This is a genomic window from Mucilaginibacter sp. KACC 22063 (assembly GCF_028736115.1).
Taxonomy (GTDB): domain Bacteria; phylum Bacteroidota; class Bacteroidia; order Sphingobacteriales; family Sphingobacteriaceae; genus Mucilaginibacter.
Genome location: NZ_CP117877.1, coordinates 1,217,647 through 1,236,871, shown reverse-complemented (window position 1 = coordinate 1,236,871; position 19,225 = coordinate 1,217,647). Strand labels below are relative to the sequence as shown.

Sequence of the window (19,225 nt, the reverse complement as noted above, 5' to 3'; positions counted from 1 at the left end):
ACCCATATTAATTCCCTCCCTACAGGGGAGGGTTAGGGTGGGGCTTTTATAGCCCAAACACCGCCTCTGCCAGTCCAACTTCGTCGGGAGCAAATGGCAATGTATAAGTGATATTCAATTCTGCGAGCTTACGCCCGGTAGCTTTACCAATGGCTACTACCTGCTGGCCATTATCTAATAAATGGCGCTCGAAGTAATTTTCAACGTTTGAAGGACTGGTGAATACCAGTACATCTGCAGATGATGCCTCGGCAGAGTCATCGAGCACGGTTTCATAAACCGGCAGGTCAATGATCTTTGTATTTTCTGATAAGCCTTTGTGTATGCTCCGCATCGGGTTTTCTGCTCCAGGGAAAAGAACCACGCTGCCGTTTGCAAGTTTAGCAAACTCTGCTGCAACATCGGCCGTATCATTGCTCTGGCCAACAAAATCCGCAAAATGCCCATGCTTCCGCAGCATTTCTTCTGATCCTGCGCCCATTACACCATATTTAACCGGATGCGGAAATTTAGGGTCGAGCTTATAGAAATATTCTACTGCATTTTTGCTGGTGAAAAACACCCAGTCGATGCTACGCAGGATATAAGAATCAAAACGGGTCATAACCGGTACAGTACGGATTAGCGAACGTGCTTCTACCTCAATGCCGTGACGCTCTAAAGCGCGCCTGAAATAACTATTTGCGCTAAGTTCGCGGGAGATGAACACCTTAGCCGGAAACTTGCGGTCTTTACTGAATTTAGCAATGATCTTTTCAGGTAAACCTACAGATGAATCTGCCTGCATGTATACCCTATCCGGAAAATCCTCGCCATCGTCAGCCTTTGAAGTAAACACCTGGAATTTACCTTCGTGTTTACGGCAGTAACAGCCTAAAGGCAGGTGGCAGCCACCGCCAAAAAGTTTAAGCACGGTACGCTCTACATTCAGTTGCTCGGCAACATCCTGGTTGTGCAAAGCTTGCAAACGCTCGTAAAGCTCGTGGTCGTTCTCGCGTATCTGTATCGCTAAAACACCTTGGGCAGGCGCCGGTACCAATTCAGTAGGCGTAAGTTCTTCTATGTGAAATTCGCTTAAATCCAAACCCAGGCGCGATACCCCGGCTTTGGCCAGCATAATGGCATCGTATTTCTCGTCGCGAAGCTTTTGGATACGCGTATTCACGTTACCGCGCAGGTCTTCAATTTCCAGATCGGGGCGGTAAGCCAGCAGCTGTGCCTTGCGGCGATTTGATGAAGTACCCACCGTACCACCAAATTTTACTGAAAGTTTTTGATGAACATCAACACAATCTTTCAATATCAGTAAAAGTTCAGACGGGTCTTCCCTTTCTGATACTGCTGCAATGATCAAACCCGGCGGGTTTTCTGTGGGCAGATCTTTGTGCGAATGTACAGCAAGGTCTATTGTGCCCGCCAAAAGTTCTTCTTCCAGTTCTTTGGTGAAAAAACCCTTACCTTCCAGCTTATCAAAGCTAAGGTTAAGGATACGGTCGCCCTGTGTCTTAATAATCTTAAGTTCGGCCGAAACGCCAATGGTAGCCAATTCATTTTTTACGAAGTTGGCCTGCCACAAGGCCAATTCACTACCACGAGTACCTATAATTAATTTCCTGTCCAAAGAGTAAAATTTAGCAGCACAAATTTAATTTTAAAAAGGTAGCTGCCATAATTTTTATTTGATTGTGAAGATTAGCTGACCTAAGTGTCTAATTATTACACATTATTGTAATTACTTACCGTTTTATTAGCCTTAGCTTCGTGCCGGCTGCGGTAAAGACGTAGTAATTTATCAATTTTTGTATGATTGGCATCCAAGCCGGTTACGCTTGTTTTAAAAGAACCACCCGGATGATTAAAAGTCAAATAATAAATCAACTGTTTACCTCTTCGCTCCAAAATCAATTTCTCTTCACTGATATCCTCCCAACTAAAAAATCCTTTTTTAATAGTAGTTATGCCCTGATTACTGATCATGATCTGTGCACGGCGATCAAAAAACTGCATCAAAGATCCTGCAGTCAATAAAGCACCCACCACAATTAAAATGATTGGAATAAGCCTGTCGGCATTTGTAGTTAACAAATACAAACCTGTAAAAGCGATGACAGACATCACTACTGACAGGAAGAGCTTTTGCCACTTAGAATAATAGATCCCGGTTTCTTCCGCAACGGTGTAATCGTCTTCAAACAGATCGGGGACATCAAACTTGTGCTGCAGGCTTTGCCACTTATCGCGTTGTACACTTGTCCATATTTCTGTTTTATTTAAAAAGCCTTTATCCTTAGGGATAACTTGTTCTAAAATGGCACGTTGTTTCAGTTCATGCACATTACGTACATTTTCAAAAGCCCAGAGTTTCCAACGTACTACTGATGTACCCCAATATAACCATGCAATAATAAAGGCTGCCGGAAAGCATATAAGGGCAGCAATACCCGGCGAAGAAAAATGCTCAACTATAAATGCGGACAACATGATAAGAGCGAAAAGAATAAAAAGGGAAAGATGCTTTACGTTTTTTTTGCCGCGCTTAAGCGCATCATCAACGGTAATAGTTTCGAACATTATAAAAAGGTTTAAACTTAAAATAACGAAGAAACACAAAACCCAGACAAACGTTTGCCGGGATTTTAATAAAAATAAAAGTAAAAGCTTTTAGTTGTTCTTGATCAAGATCTCCTTTGCCATTACCATAGGAACGCTGATGTATTTCTTTTCCATATAGCAAAGTACTTTTTCAAGGATATCGCGCGATTGCTGGTCTAAAGAATTAACTTCTTCTGCAAAAACAGAGTTTAAGGCCGTATTACGGATCTCTTTAATTTTTTCAGGCACCTCGCGCATAGCCACCTCAATGCGGCGTTGTTTTAACTGAGGTATAAATTCAGATATGTTTTGTTCGATGATCTTTTCTGCATAAACCAGTTCCTGGTAACGCTCCTGCATATTCTTTTTTGCAATTTCATTAAGCGAGTGTACCTCAATAAAATTAACAGGGAAATTCATCAGTACTTCGGGATCGGTATCATTTGGAACCGCTAAGTCAACAATTGTTTTCTTATCGGTTTCGCCGTTCAGCAATGAACGGTAAAGCTCTGAAGTAATAATAGGCTGAGTTGAAGACGTACAGGTGATGATGATATCAAAACCTTTATTATATGCTGGCAAAGCTTCGAGCGGATAGGCTTCGCCTTTAAGGTCGGCAGCCAGTTCCTGTGCTTTTGATAACGTACGGTTAAATACTGCAAAATTAGAATACTTGTGTTTTTGCAGATATTTAGAAATGTTGCGGTTGGTTTCTCCCGCACCTATAATCAATACACGCGGATTGGTATACTGTTTCAGTTCTTTAAGCTTGCGGTATGCCAGCGATACAACCGAAATAGGGTTTTTAGAAATATTAGTATGGGTGTAAACCTCCTTGGCTGCCTTAACTACACAGTTCATTACCATACGCAATTGGTCGCCGGTAAGGCCGGCAGCACGGCAATTTTCATAAGCTTTACGTAACTGCGCTAAAATTTCTTTTTCGCCAACTACAAGGCTTTCTAAAGAGCATGAAGTACGTAAAAGGTGATTCAGCGCATCGTGGTCTTCGTAAATTGAAGCGGCATCCAGAAACACCTCTGTATATCCGGGGCACAGGCCCATATCTAAAGCGTGGAAAAATTTACGGGCAAAATCACGGTCTATCACTTGTGTGGTTGCCATCACAAAAGCCACACGGTTACAAGTGCCCAGATAGAATATTTCCGGAATATCAAACTGCTCTTTAACCTTTTTCAGCTTATCGGTCAAATTTTCCTGGCAGATCACCAACTTGCCCAGTTCTTTCAACTCGATCTGCTTATGCGTAAATGCTATGACCTTGAGATACTTCAATTGTGCTGTAAATTTAACCAAACAAAATTACGTTCATTAATTTCAACGAATGTCAATACTTTGTCAAACGGTGATATATTTATCGAACGCGTTATCTATCAAAACTTCTTTAAAATATCAGCCGTTAAAACAGCGTATAGTTTAACGCCTGCAAATATGCAAAACGTTAAAGTATTCGTAAGTGAGAATTTGTCATTTTTTTATATGATGGAAATCATTTTAATAACAGGCTACTTTAATTTATAATCGGCATGCACAAAATAAGAAAAGCTGCTTTAATATTTCTCATTGTTTTTTACCTGGCTGCGGGTATAAATCATTTTATACACCCTGATGGCTACATCCGCGTTATTCCCGGTTGGCTGCCCTACCCTGCTTTGATCAACACTATTGCGGGCATCTGCGAAATTGTTTTCGCATTAATGCTGATCTTTAAAAGCACTCGTAAACTGGCCGGATGGTTAATTATTGCCATGCTCATATTTTTCTCGCCGGTACATATCGACATGATTATACATGCGCCCATGAAATTTGGCAACTTAACTGTAACGCCATTAGTGGCGTGGGTGAGGATATTGTTTCAGCCTTTATTGATGTTGTGGGCATGGTGGGCGAGTAAAGAGTGAGTATCGAGTGAGTTAGTGAGTTAGTGAGTTAGTGAGTTAGTGAGTTAGTGAGTGAGTGAGTTAGTGAGTTAGTGAGTTAGTGAGTGAGTGAGTTAGTGAGTTAGTGAGTTAGTGAGTTAGTGAGTTAGTGATAAAATCTTCTATTTAATTTTATGTTTGTGCCACATCAATAAGGCACCAACTGTTATTGTCATCCTATGATCGTTAACCACACATATACTATACCCGGCTCTAAGGGCAGGCCAATGCTTGCAGATATTACCTTTGATAACGCCATGCCACATGCACCGCTCATTATATTTGTGCATGGTTTTAAGGGATTTAAAGACTGGGGCACGCATTATTTATTAGCACATTCTTTTGCAGAATGCGGCTACCGCTTCCTTAAATTTAATTTTTCGCATAACGGTACCACGCCCGAACACCCGGATGATTTTGTTGACCTGATCGCTTTCAGCGAGAATACATTTACTATTGAGCTGGCCGACCTGCAATATGTGATTGACTTTGCAGCAAGCGGAGCAGCTATACCTATAGCTAAAGAAGTAATTTTATTAGGCCATAGCATGGGTGGCGGCATCAGCATTGTAACCGCAGCCGAGGATGACCGTGTTAAAGCATTAATCACTATGGCTTCCGTGGGCAGTTTCCGTAACCTTTGGCCAAAGGATTTTGAACCACAGTGGCGGTTGATGGGCCTGTTTTATGCAGAAAACAAACGTACCGGCCAGCAAATGCCTGTAAAGGCTACGCTGTTAGATGATCTTGATGCAAATGCTGCCCGATTGAATATTGTTACCCGTGCAGCAGAGGTAAAACAACCCTGGCTGATTGCACATGGCACTGCCGACCCTACCGTAGCTGTAAACCATGCGCACGATTTAAAAAATGCGCAACCTGATGCCGAATTACTGATTATGCCGGATGTTGACCATGTTTTTGGCGGCACACATCCTTACTTGTCCAACGAACTTCCGTCACCGCTGCATCATTTATGCGAAACAGCCGTAACATTTTTGAGCAAGCTCTCTCTTAACAATTTTTAATCTACATGAATACCGACATACTTAAAGGCTCGCGCAAAGAGGGCAAAAAATTTGTAAACCTTGTACCTACAGATGCGGGTGGTCTTGGCGTTATGTTCCCCATTCTATGGGAATATATCACTAACAAAGAAGAAAACATCCCCAAGAAAGCCCTTGGTCCCTTCAAAACGGATGCATCAATATACGATACTCCTTCTGAAAGCGGCTTACGCGTAACCTGGATAGGGCATTCCAGTTTATTGATTGAAATTGACGGCAAACGCATTTTGACTGACCCTGTATGGAGCCAGCGTGTTTCTTTTTCACAGCGTATCGGGCCAAAGCGTTTTTTTGATGCGCCGCTTCTGCTTAAAGACCTGCCTGCCCTTGATGCTGTATTGATATCGCACGATCATTATGACCATTTAGATACAGGTACCATAAAGTACTTAGCCAAGCTAACTGTGCCTTTTATCTGTTCCATTGGTGTAGGGCAATACCTACAAGAATGGGGCGTATCTGCGGAGCGAATTACAGAAATGGACTGGGGCAGCGTTGCCTATGTTGGCGATGTCAGCATCACATCTACACCCAGCCGCCACTTCGCGGGCAGAAGCTTATCAAACCGTAATGAAACCCTATGGGCTTCATTTGTAATTAAAGGGCCTAAGCATAATATCTATTTTGGTGCTGATTCGGGTTGGTTTGACGGCTTTAAGGTTATTGGCGATACTTATGGGCCATTTGATTTGACGATGCTTGAAGTTGGCGCTTATGGTAAACACTGGCCGGATATACACATGGGTCCTGATAATGCCGCCAATGCACATGAAGCCTTACGCGGAAAAGTGATGATGCCGATACATTGGGGAACCTTTAGCCTGGCGCCGCATGCCTGGTATGCACCTATTGAAAGACTGGAAAAAATCGCGAAAGAAAAAAATATCGTACTGTTTTCGCCTGAACCCGGGCAGCCAACTGATGTAACCGACAAGCCTTTAGTTACAGGTTGGTGGCGTAAGTTTAGGTAAATCTTGATAGCTTAAGCGTTATCTTGTAAATTGCTTTAAATAACAAACAGCCATGTCACGGGAGATTAACAATGTATATCTGAAGTTTGCTTGCCAGCAAAACAGGGACAAAATGACGGTTGTTGATGGTGGTTATTTTTGTAAGTATTGCAGTAAAACCGTTTATGATTTTACCGGCACTAAGGCAGACGAATTTAGAAAGATCCTGATGGAAACCCCTTATATATGTGGTAAATATCGTAGCGATCAGATAGCATCAGCACCGCTAAAATTACCTGTGTGGAGAAAATGGATTTCGGGGGCGATGTTGTTTTTAGGATTTGAAATATTTACAGTTAAATCTGTTGCACAAGAGCATAAAAAGATTACGCACCTGGATTCTTTGTCTTCTTCTTCTCGTAAAGATTCAATATCAAATAAAGAAACTGTTTTTGGCGGTATCGATGCAATTTCTGCAGAGTTTCCTGGAGGGCCTGATAGTTTAAACTCTTACATATACAAACATTTGAACTATAGGGGAAAGGCAAAAGGCAGAGTGGTTGTTCAATTTACGGTTGAACCAAACGGAGCGCTAACAAACATTCAGGTTTTGCGCGGCATTGGTGATACGGAAGCGAGTAAAGAAGCTGTTAGAGTATTTAAGACATCACCTAAGTGGAAACCTGCCATCCAAAATGGCCAACCTATTAAGCAGCAATATACCGTACCAGTTAGCTTTAACTTATAACAAACTTTAGATAGCGGGCTCAACCCAGTTACCATCTTCGCGGATGATGCTGATGAGCTCGTCTACTGCTATAGCCGTGTTCACGTTTTTCTTTACTACTTCCTTGCCGCGATAAAGCGTAATCTTACCAGGGCCGGCACCTACGTATCCGTAATCAGCATCCGCCATTTCGCCGGGGCCGTTAACGATACAGCCCATAATACCGATCTTCAAACCCTTAAGGTGGCTGGTACGGCTGCGGATCATTTGTGTGGTTTCCTGCAAGTCGAACAAGGTACGACCACAGCTTGGGCAAGAGATATACTCAGTTTTAGAAATTCTTGAACGTGTGGCCTGCAATATGCCGAATGCTGTAGAAGTAATAATATTAGCAGGCAGCTGTGGTGCATCTATCCAAATACCATCGCCGAAACCATCAACCAATAAAGCCCCCATATCTGTAGCAGCAAAAAGCTGAAGTTCGGTGGTCAGTTGGGTGAGGTCGGTTGACTGTTGCGGATTGCCTGTTGACTGAGTACCGAAGTGAGAGGAATGAGGTCCAATGTTCAAGTCCTGATTCTTGATTCTTGATTCTTGATTCTCAAAAGTGTAGTTTCTCTTAATAATCACCGGCACATCTAAGCCAAACTCCTGCATCTTAAAGAAAAAGCTGCGCTGATCGGCCATGCCATGTGCCTCGTTAGTTTCTAAAACAAACACTAATGATTTATCTAATGGCAATTGCCCGAATAGCTCGCCATCTAAATCTGCATGAGTAATTCGTACAAGGTTTAGCGCCGATGTACGGTCATCCGCATTTACATACTCTTCAAGTGTAAATACCGGATGGCAAAGTGTTTTATTTTTAAGCGTTTTCCAGGTGCTGTAATTATACAGTTGTTTTAAGTTACCCGGAAAAGTAAATGATGGCAACTGATCGGCCAGGTAAACAAAATCAACCGACTGATCGGCCATGTTATATTTATCCAGTACCGGCGAGTACAGATAACCAGCCGCTGCTAATATAGCCGGATCTTTCAGATTTTCTTTTGAAAGATCAACCACTACACGCGGCACCATGTGCCCGCCTATAAATGCATTGGCCTCGTATGTTTCGCGCTTTTTGTATTCGTAAGGATTATAATCTGTGGGCTGAGATGTGTTGTCTGTGGCCAGATTAATATCCTGATTCCTGATTCCTGATTCCTGATTCTGAATGGCTCGCAAAGAATAGCGGTTTACCAGTGCGATTGCTACCGGTGCTTCAGCTTCCGGCTCTTCGGTTAGTGATACACGTACAGTATCGCCAAGCCCGTCCTCAAGCAAGGTACCAATACCCACGGCAGATTTAATGCGGCCGTCTTCGCCATCACCAGCTTCGGTAACCCCTAAGTGTAAAGGATAGTTCATACCTTCGGCAACCATTGTTTCAACCAGCAAGCGGTAAGCTTGTACCATTACCTGCGGGTTGCTCGATTTCATAGAGATAACCAGGTTGTGGTAATTCAGGGCTTCGCACATACGGATAAATTCCATCGCCGACTCCACCATGCCCTGCGGCGTATCGCCGTAACGGCTCATGATCCTGTCGCTCAGCGACCCATGATTAGTACCAATACGCATAGCAGTACCATATTCTTTACAAATCTTTACAAGAGGTGTAAACTTCTGATTGATACGCTCCAACTCTGCCATATACTCCAGGTCGGTGTACTCCAGCAGGTCGAACTTCTTTTTATCAGCGTAATTACCTGGGTTAACACGCACTTTTTCTACAATACGTGCAGCAACTTCGGCAGCATTGGGTGTAAAGTGGATATCAGCTACAAGCGGCGTAGGGTAACCGCGTTTACGCAGCTCTGCTTTAATGTTAGCCAGGTTTTGTGCTTCTTTAATGCTTGGCGCTGTAATACGTATGTACTCGCAGCCAGCCTCAATCATGCGGATGCTCTGCTCAACCGTACCAATGGTATCCATGGTGTCGGTAGTAGTCATGCTTTGTATACGTATGGGGTTATTACCGCCCAAAGGCACATCTCCAATCTGAACTTCGCGCGTAACAAAGCGCGAGTAGTCGGTTAATGAGTTGCAATAACGTCCCGGAAGTATTTTAGCAGCATCAGCGTTCATAAACACAAAATCTTTGCAGCAAAGATAAAGAATATCGGCGGTAAAGGCAGTGCAGCTATACTTCTGAAAATATTTACATAATCGCTTGATTTATTAGCTTTTATTGTTAAGTTAGTGTTTAAACATATATTTATAATTAAACCTAACAGCTATGAAAATTGCAGTTTTAGTAGCCCGCATTTTGCTTGGGCTTATTTACCTGGTGTTCGGCCTTAACTTTTTCTTCCACTTTATCCCGATGCAGGTACCTGCCATGACGGAGAAAGCCACAGCATTCCAGGGTGGCCTGTATGGCTCGGGTTACTTTTTCCAGTACATGAAAGTAATTGAAATTTTAGGCGGATTATTTTTATTACTTAATCGCTACACGGCATTTTTTATCCTGATCCTTTTCCCTATTTCGTTGAACATATTTTTGTTCCATACCATTTTAGCCCCTGCAGGTGTGCCAATGGGTGTAGGTGTATTGGTGCTTAACCTGTTTTTGGGCTTCGGTTACCTTAAATACTATACACCGATATTCGCTGCGAAACCTACGGTATAGGTGTGCAACGGAGCTCACAATTCCCTTTGTCACTTTTTTGATTTGACTAATTTGTATATCTCATTTTTATATATTTGAGCCCACTAACCGAAAAGTATCAGAGATGTCAAAAATTAAAGTAGAAAATCCGGTGGTTGAACTGGATGGGGATGAAATGACCCGCATTATCTGGAAGTTTATTAAAGATAAGCTGATATTACCTTATCTTGATCTGGATATAAAATATTACGACCTAGGTATTGAATACCGCGACGAAACCAACGACCAAGTTACTATTGATGCTGCTAACGCGATTAAACAATATGGCGTAGGTATCAAATGTGCTACCATTACACCTGACGAAGCCCGTGTAGAAGAGTTTGGTTTGAAACAAATGTGGAAATCGCCAAATGGTACAATCCGTAACATTCTGGATGGTACTGTATTCCGCGAGCCTATCGTAATGTCAAACGTTCCGCGCCTGGTGCCTAACTGGACAGCTCCGATCTGTATTGGCCGTCACGCTTTTGGCGACCAGTACCGTGCTACCGACTTTGTAACCAAAGGCAAAGGTAAATTAACAGTAACCTTCACCCCTGAAGATGGTGGCGAAGCACAATCATTTGAGGTGTATAACTTCAAAGGTGATGGCGTTGCTTTAGCCATGTACAATACCGACGAATCTATCCGTGGTTTTGCTCATGCTTGTTTCAACCAGGCTTTAATGAAAGGCTGGCCTTTATATCTATCAACTAAAAACACCATTCTTAAAAAATACGATGGCCGTTTTAAAGATATTTTTGAAGAAATCTACCAGGCTGATTACAAATCACAGTTTGAAGCAAAAGGCCTTGTTTACGAACACCGCCTTATCGATGACATGGTTGCCTCTGCCCTTAAATGGAATGGCAACTTTGTTTGGGCTTGTAAAAACTATGACGGCGACGTACAGTCTGACACTGTTGCACAAGGTTTCGGTTCATTAGGCTTAATGACCTCTACCCTGGTAACTCCGGATGGTACTGTAATGGAAGCTGAAGCTGCACACGGTACAGTTACCCGCCACTACCGCGAGTACCAGGCTGGCCGCAAAACTTCAACCAACCCAATTGCATCTATTTTTGCATGGACCCGTGGTTTAGAGTTCCGCGGTAAATTGGACGGCAACCAGGAACTGATCGATTTCTGCCATAAATTAGAGCAGGTATGTATTGAAACTGTAGAGAGCGGTAAAATGACCAAAGACTTAGCAATCAGCATTAAAGCTAAAGTTGAGCATGGTACCGATTACCTATATACAGAAGAATTTTTAGAAGCCATTGACGAAAACCTGAAAGCTAAATTAGGTAAGTAAGCAATCAGCCAACTACTATTAAAAATCCCGACAGGCAATGCCTGCCGGGATTTTTTTATTTACACTGTATCAATGTTTTACTTGCCTGCGTAAATATTAAAAACAGTCATATGAAAAAATTTAAACCTATTCACTTTTTAACGGCAGTTTGCCTCGCATGTGTTATATTTTCTGGTTGCCGTAAAGACGAAAAAGGGTGCGCTGTAGTTCCTGCTACATCTGTTGCAGCCACATCTATGGCAGTACCCGTTATAGCCCTGCAATTAGTAGACAGCAAAAACCGCGACCTATTTGACATAGCTACGCCAAACCACTATGATAGCCTGACGGTTATCCAACTTAATAACAACAAATTGAATATCTTTAAATATCCGGGGAAACACCTGTTAATAATATACTACCCCAGTGGCGAACATTCTACTATTTTCAGCTTGACAACCACTGATCAGGATACGGTGTACACCAAAACCCAAACTATATATAATAAATGTTCATCTTATCAAAAGCTTATTGTATTTAAGTATAATGGCAAATCATACACCGATACATTGAGCACCGGCAGATTTGTAATAGTAAAATAATTAGCTAAAGAATATCTCCCAAAGCCTGCTTAACATTAAGCAGGCTTTGCTGTTTTAGCCTAACAGACTAATCAGTAAAGTAGGTAGTCCAACAGCTATTGCTATACCGTAAGCAAAATCAAGCCAAAAAAAGCTGCCTATGGCACCCACATAGATTAAACCAATAACCGGGTATCCTAAAATTTTTGCAATTAAAGAAGTGTCAGGCTCTTTTAAAGACTGCCACAAAGACTGAGCATCCCCCCTACTCGGAAATGCATGCATAGCGATAGAAACTCCTAAGTAAATTAAAAGGTAATCTGCTATGTTACCATTATCAAATTTAAAAACAGGAATAGCGGCAGGAAATGCGATAAGTGCTCCGAGAATAGTATTTAAAAAGAATGGCCCGATACTAATCATTATCGATTGCAATTTATTATTTACCGGCTCATGTAAAACATATCCGGCTGGGTTAGCCATCTGAAAATAAACAACTTTAAATACCGGAACTTTGAACCATCTGCAAAATAGTTGGTGCGCCAGTTCATGTACAATAACGCCTGGAAAAGTGACAATTGTTATTAAAATGCCGGGAACAAAAAACATATAAGGCTTAGTTTTGAAATTTAACTTTATTTGAAATCACATCACGTGCATATTGCATGTAAGCAGCAGTAGTACTATCTATGTTAATTCTGTTAAGTAATTCGTCGCGCTGTTTATAATACTTATTATAATGATAGGCCAATGCTAAAGTTGCCTGATTATATGGAAAGTTCTTTTCAAGATTAAAACATTTTAAAGCAAGCTCAAGCCCTTGCTTATTTTTCTTTATCTTAAGCAGCGTACGTGCTTTTGAAGAAAGTCCGTATAAGGATTCCTTATTAATACTGAGTAGTTTATCCGCATAGTATAATGATGAATCCGGTTGATTTAACTCGCGCTTCACCATTATCTTATCATTAAGCGCAGCCAACAGTTCCGGATCATTTAACAACAAGTCTGACAACAAATCATCTGCTTTAGAGTAATCTTCTTTTCTTATGTAAACATTTGCTAAAAACCATTTTGCGTAACCATCTTCCGCATGGGTTTTAACATAGTGACTGTAAATCGTATCGTTTACGGGTTGGTTTTTATATTTATCAAAAGTATTTTTAAAAGTGTCTGATGGATAAAAATTTCTCATCTCCACAAGTATTTTGTTGATACGTCCAAGTTTAATACTATCTTCAAAGTCCTTTCCTGCTAGCAAATCGCCTGCCTTTGCCACAGTCTCAAGATCATTGTTATAATAAGCCGCTATCAATTCATCCGCAAGAACATCCACAGAATTTGGAACCTTTTTCTGGCAATTTCAAGTTCACGCTGAGCCGTTAAATAAAAATGGTTGTTTTTAGCTTTTTCAGCTTTTGAAAATGCTAGTGCAGCCTTAAAGTTCCCAGGAAGCCATATAATTGATATTAACATCACCACTAATATTCCAAGACCAAAAAGCTTAACCCATAATGGTATTGGATAATTAATCATTTTTTCGCGGCATTCTGAACAAAGATTATTTCTATAGCCTTTTAGAATTTCTGTATTGCCACAATTAATACACTTCTCTGCTTCATCTGTCTGCTCCGGATTGTGATTTAGGTCTTCCTGCATTGTAGTTAGATTAGATCTTCTAAAATATTATTTTATCACGAGGTTCAGGTAACTCTGTATTAAAATAGGTTTATTTATTAAGTCGATACAAACTTGGACAAACTGCCAATTACCTTATTAGTTATATTTGCCTCGATCATTAATGACACACACATGCAAACATTGTATCCATTAAAGTTTAAAACCATCTATAAAGACAAGATATGGGGTGGCCAAAAAATAAAAACTTACCTGCATAAAGATTTTGGCGATCTGCCAAACTGCGGCGAAACCTGGGAAATATCAGGCGTTAAGTCTGACGTTTCTGTAATTGCCAATGGCGAGCTGGAAGGCCAGTCTTTAGCCGACCTGCTGGAGCAGTATAAAGAGGAACTGGTAGGCAAAAAAGTTTATGAGCATTTTGGCAACACCTTCCCGTTACTGGTTAAATTTATTGATGCCAATGATGATCTTTCTATCCAGGTGCACCCTAATGATGAGCTGGCTAAAAAACGCCATAACTCGTTTGGTAAAACTGAAATGTGGTATGTGATCGAAGCTGATCCGGGTTCGACTCTAATCTCTGGCTTTAACCAGGAACTTAACCAGGACATCTACTTAGAAAAACTGAACAGCGGCCATATTATGGACATCCTTAACTGCGAGGATGTAAAAGCCGACGATGTTTTCTTTTTACCTGCCGGCCGTGTGCATACCATTGGTAAAGGTTTACTGATTGCCGAAATTCAGCAAACATCAGATATTACGTACCGTATTTATGACTTTGACCGTGTTGACGACAAAGGCAACAAACGCGAACTGCATACTGAAGAGGCTTTAGCTGCCATCGACTATAAACATTACGACCATTACAAAACCCAATACACTGCAAAGCAGAACGAAGCGGTGCATTTGGTAAGCTGTCCTTACTTCACAACCAACGTACTTGACTTTACAGAAAATACGTCAAGAGATTACAGCAAGCTTGATTCGTTTGTAATTCACGTTTGTATTGCAGGCGCTTACCAGCTAAAATATGGCAACGAGCATTACGAGGTTAAAATGGGTGATTGCATCCTGCTGCCAAAAAATATTAACCATGTAGAACTGGTTACCGAAGGCGGATTTAAAATCCTTGAAAGTTATATCGAATAATATCCAAAAAGGCCCTTAAATAAGGGCCTTTTTCATTACTGATATTTCCAGTTTCTGCTTTTGCCTTCGGCTATCCATTCCATAGCGGTATCTAAACGTTTATGCCGGGTAGCTTCTGTCTTGGCTTCTTCCAGCCACTGTATATATTCCTTGCGTTTACTATTAGAAAAAGCATCGAAATGTTTCTGAGCATTCGCATTTTTGTTTAAAGCAGCCTTAAAATAATCCGGCGTTTCTATCTCTGCATTTTCAGCTTTAGGTTTAGCCTTAACTACTTTTTTACCCTGCTCATTCAGCAGAATGGCATTGCTGATATATTCAATCATCACATCATCGGGTGGCAGATCGGCAATAGTTTTTAAACCGTTTAGCTTGCTTTCTTCCTCACTCCCTTTAAATAACGATGCGGGGTCGGGCATCAGGCTGGTTTTCCAGAACCCGAAATTGCAGTGCTGTTTAAACGCAGCCATGTAGCATACTGGTCCTTTATAATCAAAATGCACGTGCCCCCATTTCATTTTTTCTTCAATCTCGGGGCATGCCTTATGTACAAGTTCGCGAATGTGAGCAAGTAAAGGCTTGGCAAAATCGGCGGCCTTCTCTATATATTCGTCTGTGTGCGGTTCAAATCGGCTCATGTTTTAAGTAATTGGTTAGTTTAAATTACAATTACTTATTAAAAAAGAAAAGCCCTTCATTACGAAGAGCATTTTCACATTGCATTTATTTAGTCAGTTATAAATTGCCTCTTAATTCCTGCTCGCGCTCTATCGCCTCGAACAATGCTTTAAAGTTGCCTGCTCCAAAAGAGCGCGCCCCTTTACGCTGAATGATCTCGAAGAAAACAGTTGGCCTGTCTTCGACCGGCTTGGTAAAGATTTGCAGTAAATACCCCTCTTCGTCACGGTCAACCAGTATGCCTAATTTTTTAAGCGGCTCCAGGTCTTCGTCAATATGGCCAACCCTGTCAAGCAGGTCATCATAATAAGTAGTAGGTACAGTCAAAAACTCTACTCCCCTGCTTTTAAGGTCAGTCACGGTTTTTACAATATCATTGGTAGCAAGCGCCATATGCTGCACGCCTTCGCCTTCGTAATATTCCAGATATTCCTCAATCTGCGATTTCTTTTTGCCTTCTGCCGGCTCATTGATCGGGAATTTCACAAAACCATTTCCGTTACTCATTACCTTGCTCATTAAGGCCGAGTATTCAGTAGAGATCATTTTATCATCAAAAGTGAGGATGTTTTTAAAGCCCATTACTTCCTGGTAAAAATTCACCCATTCGTTCATTTTATGCCAGCCCACGTTACCCACGCAATGATCTACATACAACAAGCCTGTTGGTTCTGGGTTATATTCTGTAGTCCAACTTACATAACCCGGTAAAAAAGGGCCATTATAGTTTTTACGTTCGATGAACAGGTGTACGGTTTCGCCATAAAGCTGGATACCGCTGGTACGTACTTCGCCATGCTCGTCTTTTATAGTTTGCGGCTGCTGATATGGTACTGCTCCCCTGTCGGTTGTTTGCTCAAAAGCATCATAAGCATCATCAACCCATAAGGCAAGCGCCTTTACACCATCGCCATGCTTTTTAATATGCTCCGCCATTGGGTGGTCAGAATGCAAAGGCGTAGTAAGTACTAACCTGATCTTGCCCTGTTGCAACACGTATGATGCACGGTCGCGCACACCAGTCTCCGGGCCTGCATAAGCCAGGCTTTGAAAGCCGAAAGCTGATTTATAAAAATGAGCCGCCTGTTTGGCGTTGCCCACATAAAATTCAATATAATCTGTACCATTCAGCGGTAAAAAATCGCTGGTTTGTGCTGGATTTGCTATTGTTAGTGTTTCCATTTTTACCTCTCCCCAACCCTCTCCTTAAGGAGAGGGAGTTTTAGATGTTTAGTTTTGTTAATTTTAAAATTCTGTAAATTCTGATTTGGACTTAATTATTCTGCCCAGCTTTTATAGTAGTCTAGATCTTCAATTTCTAAGGCTTCTTCGGTAAGCATCAACGGGCGGAAAGGGTCGATCATTACAGCAAGCTCTTCTGTGGCTTCTTTACCGATCGACTTTTCTACCGACCCTGGATGCGGCCCATGTGGTATACCGCCGGGATGCAGGGTGATTTGACCTTTAACTACATTTTTGCGGCTCATAAAATCGCCATCTACATAATAAAGTACCTCATCGCTGTCCACGTTGCTATGGTTATAGGGTGCAGGAATAGATTGCGGATGGTAATCGAATTTGCGCGGCACAAATGAGCAGATCACAAAGTTGTGCCCCTCAAAGGTTTGATGTACTGGTGGTGGTTGATGCACACGACCAGTTATTGGTTCAAAATCGTGTATGGAAAATGCCCAGGGATAATGCAACCCGTCCCAGCCAATAAAATCAAAAGGATGCGTGCCGTATACATAAGGATAAATCAGCCCCTGCTTTTTAATGAGCACTTTAAAGTCGCCTTTCTCATCATGAGTTTCCAGATTTTCGGGGCGTTTAATATCGCGTTCGCAATACGGCGCATGCTCCATCAGTTGCCCAAACTGATTACGGTAACGCTTGGGTGTACGTATAGGGCTAAAGCTTTCCACAATAAAAAGGCGGTTGTCTACATTGTCGAATTGCATTTGGTAAATGGTACCACGCGGGATCACCAGATAATCGCCATACGCAAACCTGATATTGCCGAAGCCGGTTTTCAGTGTCCCGGTGCCCTGATGGATAAAAATCACCTCATCTGCCTGGCTGTTCTTATAGAAATAGTCGGTCATGGACTGACGGGGTGCAGCAAGCGAAATGTGCAGATCATTATTTACCAATACCGGCTTACGGCTTTTCAGGTAGTCGTCCTCTGGCTGTACATTAAAGCCAATAAGGCTGGTATGCTTCAAGTGTTTTTCACGGGCAATTTTAGGTTCAACACTGTAAGGCTCGCCAAGTTCTTTTACAATGGTTGGCGGGTAGCAATGATAAACCAGCGAATACATGCTTGAAAAACCTTCTGTTGAAACCAGTTCTTCGGCGTATAAACCACCATCCGGTTTACGGAAAATGGTATGACGCTTATGCGGGATTTGTCCCAGCGTATGATAAACAGGCATTTGTCTACTAAATTTTAGTAAGAAAAAACGTTAAGAAAAATCAGGGGATGCGAAAAAGCATGACCGGCAATAGCCGGAACAATTAGCAGCTGAACGAATACTGCGCGAAAACTATTTTTGAGAGCATAGCATAACGGATAGCCGATGCAACTTGCATGGCAATGAGTTTTTGTATTCCGTGTTGCTGTATCAGTTTCATTTATAAATGGTAAGGCAAATTACCAAGTAAATTATTATTATGCAAGCATAATCTTAAAACCTTGTATTTTGTTTAGTTTTATTGCAACCATTTATATCCGTTTATGAAACTTGTATCGTACAAAACCGAAGACCAGGAACATCTGGGCATATTTGCCAATGGCCATATTTATAATCTTCACTCATGCGATAAGCTAATACCCGACAACATGAACGCGTTTTTATGGGGCGGTGATGAGCTGATGGATCGTGCAAAAAAGGTGAACGACGAAATACTTACAGGCAAACGTGAGGCCAAGGAAGAATTATTTTTCGAACTCTTGGCTCCGGTACCGCACCCAACCTCTTGCCGCGATGCTTATGCTTTTCGTCAGCATGTAGAAACATCACGCAGAAACCGCGGCGTGCCGATGATCCCCGAGTTTGACCAATACCCTGTTTTTTACTTCACCAACCATAATGCCGTACAAGGCCCCGGCGAGGTGGAGTGCATGCCAGATCATTTTGAAAAGCTTGACTTTGAACTGGAAGTGGCTGTGGTACTCAACAAAAAAGGACGCAACATTAAGGCTGCAGAAGCTGATGATTATATAGCAGGCTTTATGATTATGAACGATATGAGTGCACGTACCCTGCAAATGGAAGAAATGCTGCTAAACCTTGGCCCCGCTAAAGGAAAAGACTTTAGCACTGTATTAGGTCCGTGGCTAGTAACGCCCGACGAACTTGAACAGTTTAAAGTACCCAGCCCGGCAGGACATACCGGCAATGCTTACAAATTAGATATGATCTGCCAAGTAAATGGCAAACGGGTATCAGCTGGTAATATGGCGGATATGGACTGGACATTTTCCGAAATTATTGAACGCTGCGCCTATGGCTGTGATATTTTACCGGGGGACGTAATTGGGTCTGGAACTGTAGGTACGGGTTGCTTTCTGGAACTGAATGGAACAGGTTTATTGAATGATGCCAATTATCAGCCTCAATGGCTGCAACCCGGTGATTTGGTGGAGATGGAAGTAACCGGTTTAGGGGCTTTAAGCTCTGTGATTAAAAAAGCGGATACCGATTGGAGCCTGCTTAAATTGAAGAAGTAATTCAATTAATATCTTAATTTGCACTATGCTCTTTCAGACAGCGAGCAGCTTCGATGAAAACAGTCGATGCTACTTCGGCTGTGTGGTGAGTGCCTATCGAGCTGTTTTGCAGGGGTGGTTTGTGGGTAAAGAAGCCTCTTGCTGTCTTGATCTTTTGGTAACTTTTGGATCAAGCCAAAAG

The 19,225-nt window shown here is 41.9% G+C and carries 19 protein-coding genes; 9 read left to right on the top strand and 10 right to left on the bottom strand.

What is annotated here, in order from left to right:
- Nucleotides 1–46: 46 nt before the first annotated feature.
- From hemC to hemA, 3 genes are all read right to left on the bottom strand, one after another.
- Nucleotides 47–1,621, bottom strand: a complete 1,575-nt coding sequence (gene hemC, locus PQ461_RS05475; protein WP_274302358.1) for a hydroxymethylbilane synthase — start codon at nucleotides 1,619–1,621, stop codon at nucleotides 47–49.
- 95 nt (nucleotides 1,622–1,716) lie between these two features.
- On the bottom strand, nucleotides 1,717–2,571 hold the full coding sequence (locus PQ461_RS05470; RefSeq protein WP_274302357.1) for a hypothetical protein: 855 nt from the start codon (nucleotides 2,569–2,571) through the stop codon (nucleotides 1,717–1,719).
- Between the two features lie 90 nt (nucleotides 2,572–2,661).
- Nucleotides 2,662–3,888 (bottom strand): glutamyl-tRNA reductase, encoded by a 1,227-nt coding sequence (gene hemA / locus PQ461_RS05465; protein ID WP_274303984.1) that lies wholly within the window; start codon nucleotides 3,886–3,888, stop codon nucleotides 2,662–2,664.
- Between the two features lie 251 nt (nucleotides 3,889–4,139).
- Between hemA and PQ461_RS05460 the strand changes: the two genes are divergently transcribed.
- The 4 genes from PQ461_RS05460 to PQ461_RS05445 all read left to right on the top strand — a co-directional run bounded on the left by PQ461_RS05460 (nucleotide 4,140) and on the right by PQ461_RS05445 (nucleotide 7,297).
- Entirely contained in the window at nucleotides 4,140–4,514 is a 375-nt protein-coding gene (locus tag PQ461_RS05460) for a DoxX family protein (protein ID WP_274302356.1), read from the top strand.
- Between the two features lie 197 nt (nucleotides 4,515–4,711).
- Nucleotides 4,712–5,560 carry an alpha/beta hydrolase family protein gene (locus PQ461_RS05455; RefSeq protein WP_274302355.1) on the top strand — a complete coding sequence of 283 codons (849 nt, stop codon included), beginning with the start codon at nucleotides 4,712–4,714 and terminating at the stop codon, nucleotides 5,558–5,560.
- A gap of 5 nt (nucleotides 5,561–5,565) precedes the next feature.
- A complete protein-coding gene (locus PQ461_RS05450) occupies nucleotides 5,566–6,570 on the top strand; it encodes an MBL fold metallo-hydrolase (RefSeq protein WP_274302354.1) in 1,005 nt (334 codons plus the stop codon).
- A gap of 112 nt (nucleotides 6,571–6,682) precedes the next feature.
- Nucleotides 6,683–7,297 carry an energy transducer TonB gene (locus tag PQ461_RS05445; protein ID WP_274302353.1) on the top strand — a complete coding sequence of 205 codons (615 nt, stop codon included), beginning with the start codon at nucleotides 6,683–6,685 and terminating at the stop codon, nucleotides 7,295–7,297.
- Nucleotides 7,298–7,303: 6 nt separating this feature from the next.
- Here the strand turns inward: PQ461_RS05445 and ispG are convergent, their stop codons facing one another.
- Nucleotides 7,304–9,406: a (E)-4-hydroxy-3-methylbut-2-enyl-diphosphate synthase gene (ispG, locus tag PQ461_RS05440; RefSeq protein ID WP_274302352.1), complete on the bottom strand. Its 2,103-nt coding sequence runs from the start codon at nucleotides 9,404–9,406 to the stop codon at nucleotides 7,304–7,306.
- Between the two features lie 151 nt (nucleotides 9,407–9,557).
- Between ispG and PQ461_RS05435 the strand changes: the two genes are divergently transcribed.
- The 3 genes from PQ461_RS05435 (at nucleotide 9,558) to PQ461_RS05425 (ending at nucleotide 11,864) form a co-directional block, all read left to right on the top strand.
- A complete protein-coding gene (locus PQ461_RS05435; RefSeq protein WP_274302351.1) occupies nucleotides 9,558–9,950 on the top strand; it encodes a DoxX family membrane protein in 393 nt (130 codons plus the stop codon).
- 103 nt (nucleotides 9,951–10,053) lie between these two features.
- Nucleotides 10,054–11,283 (top strand): NADP-dependent isocitrate dehydrogenase, encoded by a 1,230-nt coding sequence (locus PQ461_RS05430; protein WP_274302350.1) that lies wholly within the window; start codon nucleotides 10,054–10,056, stop codon nucleotides 11,281–11,283.
- 110 nt (nucleotides 11,284–11,393) lie between these two features.
- Nucleotides 11,394–11,864 carry a hypothetical protein gene (locus tag PQ461_RS05425; protein WP_274302349.1) on the top strand — a complete coding sequence of 157 codons (471 nt, stop codon included), beginning with the start codon at nucleotides 11,394–11,396 and terminating at the stop codon, nucleotides 11,862–11,864.
- 54 nt (nucleotides 11,865–11,918) lie between these two features.
- On the opposite strand, the gene PQ461_RS05420 is transcribed toward PQ461_RS05425, so the two are convergent.
- Genes PQ461_RS05420 through PQ461_RS05410 form a run of 3 tightly spaced genes read right to left on the bottom strand, consistent with a single transcriptional unit; the run spans nucleotide 11,919 to nucleotide 13,499 of the window.
- The gene (locus PQ461_RS05420) at nucleotides 11,919–12,452 is read right to left on the bottom strand and encodes a DUF3267 domain-containing protein (RefSeq protein ID WP_274302348.1); all 534 of its coding nucleotides are present in this window, start codon (nucleotides 12,450–12,452) and stop codon (nucleotides 11,919–11,921) included.
- A gap of 7 nt (nucleotides 12,453–12,459) precedes the next feature.
- Complete coding sequence (locus PQ461_RS05415) at nucleotides 12,460–13,176, bottom strand: hypothetical protein (RefSeq protein ID WP_274302347.1); 717 nt, start codon at nucleotides 13,174–13,176, stop codon at nucleotides 12,460–12,462.
- The gene (locus PQ461_RS05410) at nucleotides 13,152–13,499 is read right to left on the bottom strand and encodes a hypothetical protein (protein ID WP_274302346.1); all 348 of its coding nucleotides are present in this window, start codon (nucleotides 13,497–13,499) and stop codon (nucleotides 13,152–13,154) included. The genes PQ461_RS05415 and PQ461_RS05410 overlap by 25 nt, the downstream gene beginning before the upstream one ends.
- Nucleotides 13,500–13,652: 153 nt before the next feature.
- On the opposite strand from PQ461_RS05410, the gene PQ461_RS05405 reads away from it, so the two are divergent.
- Complete coding sequence (locus PQ461_RS05405) at nucleotides 13,653–14,633, top strand: type I phosphomannose isomerase catalytic subunit (RefSeq protein ID WP_274302345.1); 981 nt, start codon at nucleotides 13,653–13,655, stop codon at nucleotides 14,631–14,633.
- Between the two features lie 35 nt (nucleotides 14,634–14,668).
- On the opposite strand, the gene PQ461_RS05400 is transcribed toward PQ461_RS05405, so the two are convergent.
- The 3 genes from PQ461_RS05400 to PQ461_RS05390 all read right to left on the bottom strand — a co-directional run bounded on the left by PQ461_RS05400 (nucleotide 14,669) and on the right by PQ461_RS05390 (nucleotide 17,746).
- On the bottom strand, nucleotides 14,669–15,271 hold the full coding sequence (locus PQ461_RS05400) for a YdeI/OmpD-associated family protein (RefSeq protein ID WP_274302344.1): 603 nt from the start codon (nucleotides 15,269–15,271) through the stop codon (nucleotides 14,669–14,671).
- Nucleotides 15,272–15,368: 97 nt separating this feature from the next.
- On the bottom strand, nucleotides 15,369–16,493 hold the full coding sequence (gene hppD, locus PQ461_RS05395) for a 4-hydroxyphenylpyruvate dioxygenase (protein WP_274302343.1): 1,125 nt from the start codon (nucleotides 16,491–16,493) through the stop codon (nucleotides 15,369–15,371).
- Nucleotides 16,494–16,588: 95 nt separating this feature from the next.
- Nucleotides 16,589–17,746 carry a homogentisate 1,2-dioxygenase gene (locus tag PQ461_RS05390; RefSeq protein ID WP_274302342.1) on the bottom strand — a complete coding sequence of 386 codons (1,158 nt, stop codon included), beginning with the start codon at nucleotides 17,744–17,746 and terminating at the stop codon, nucleotides 16,589–16,591.
- Between the two features lie 302 nt (nucleotides 17,747–18,048).
- Between PQ461_RS05390 and PQ461_RS05385 the strand changes: the two genes are divergently transcribed.
- Nucleotides 18,049–19,044 carry a fumarylacetoacetate hydrolase family protein gene (locus tag PQ461_RS05385; RefSeq protein WP_274302341.1) on the top strand — a complete coding sequence of 332 codons (996 nt, stop codon included), beginning with the start codon at nucleotides 18,049–18,051 and terminating at the stop codon, nucleotides 19,042–19,044.
- Nucleotides 19,045–19,225 lie beyond the last annotated feature (181 nt).

Bases quoted from the DNA above. Each gene is read 5' to 3' on its own strand.
- ispG (WP_274302352.1), bottom strand. From the start codon at position 9,406: ATGAACGCTGATGCTGCTAAAATACTTCCGGGACGTTATTGCAACTCA.
- PQ461_RS05460 (WP_274302356.1), top strand. From the start codon at position 4,140: ATGCACAAAATAAGAAAAGCTGCTTTAATATTTCTCATTGTTTTTTAC.
- PQ461_RS05400 (WP_274302344.1), bottom strand. From the start codon at position 15,271: ATGAGCCGATTTGAACCGCACACAGACGAATATATAGAGAAGGCCGCC.
- PQ461_RS05470 (WP_274302357.1), bottom strand. From the start codon at position 2,571: ATGTTCGAAACTATTACCGTTGATGATGCGCTTAAGCGCGGCAAAAAA.
- PQ461_RS05435 (WP_274302351.1), top strand. From the start codon at position 9,558: ATGAAAATTGCAGTTTTAGTAGCCCGCATTTTGCTTGGGCTTATTTAC.
- hppD (WP_274302343.1), bottom strand. From the start codon at position 16,493: ATGGAAACACTAACAATAGCAAATCCAGCACAAACCAGCGATTTTTTA.
- PQ461_RS05445 (WP_274302353.1), top strand. From the start codon at position 6,683: ATGACGGTTGTTGATGGTGGTTATTTTTGTAAGTATTGCAGTAAAACC.
- PQ461_RS05420 (WP_274302348.1), bottom strand. From the start codon at position 12,452: ATGTTTTTTGTTCCCGGCATTTTAATAACAATTGTCACTTTTCCAGGC.
- PQ461_RS05450 (WP_274302354.1), top strand. From the start codon at position 5,566: ATGAATACCGACATACTTAAAGGCTCGCGCAAAGAGGGCAAAAAATTT.
- PQ461_RS05425 (WP_274302349.1), top strand. From the start codon at position 11,394: ATGAAAAAATTTAAACCTATTCACTTTTTAACGGCAGTTTGCCTCGCA.
- PQ461_RS05390 (WP_274302342.1), bottom strand. From the start codon at position 17,746: ATGCCTGTTTATCATACGCTGGGACAAATCCCGCATAAGCGTCATACC.
- PQ461_RS05455 (WP_274302355.1), top strand. From the start codon at position 4,712: ATGATCGTTAACCACACATATACTATACCCGGCTCTAAGGGCAGGCCA.
- PQ461_RS05405 (WP_274302345.1), top strand. From the start codon at position 13,653: ATGCAAACATTGTATCCATTAAAGTTTAAAACCATCTATAAAGACAAG.
- PQ461_RS05385 (WP_274302341.1), top strand. From the start codon at position 18,049: ATGAAACTTGTATCGTACAAAACCGAAGACCAGGAACATCTGGGCATA.
- PQ461_RS05410 (WP_274302346.1), bottom strand. From the start codon at position 13,499: ATGCAGGAAGACCTAAATCACAATCCGGAGCAGACAGATGAAGCAGAG.
- PQ461_RS05430 (WP_274302350.1), top strand. From the start codon at position 10,054: ATGTCAAAAATTAAAGTAGAAAATCCGGTGGTTGAACTGGATGGGGAT.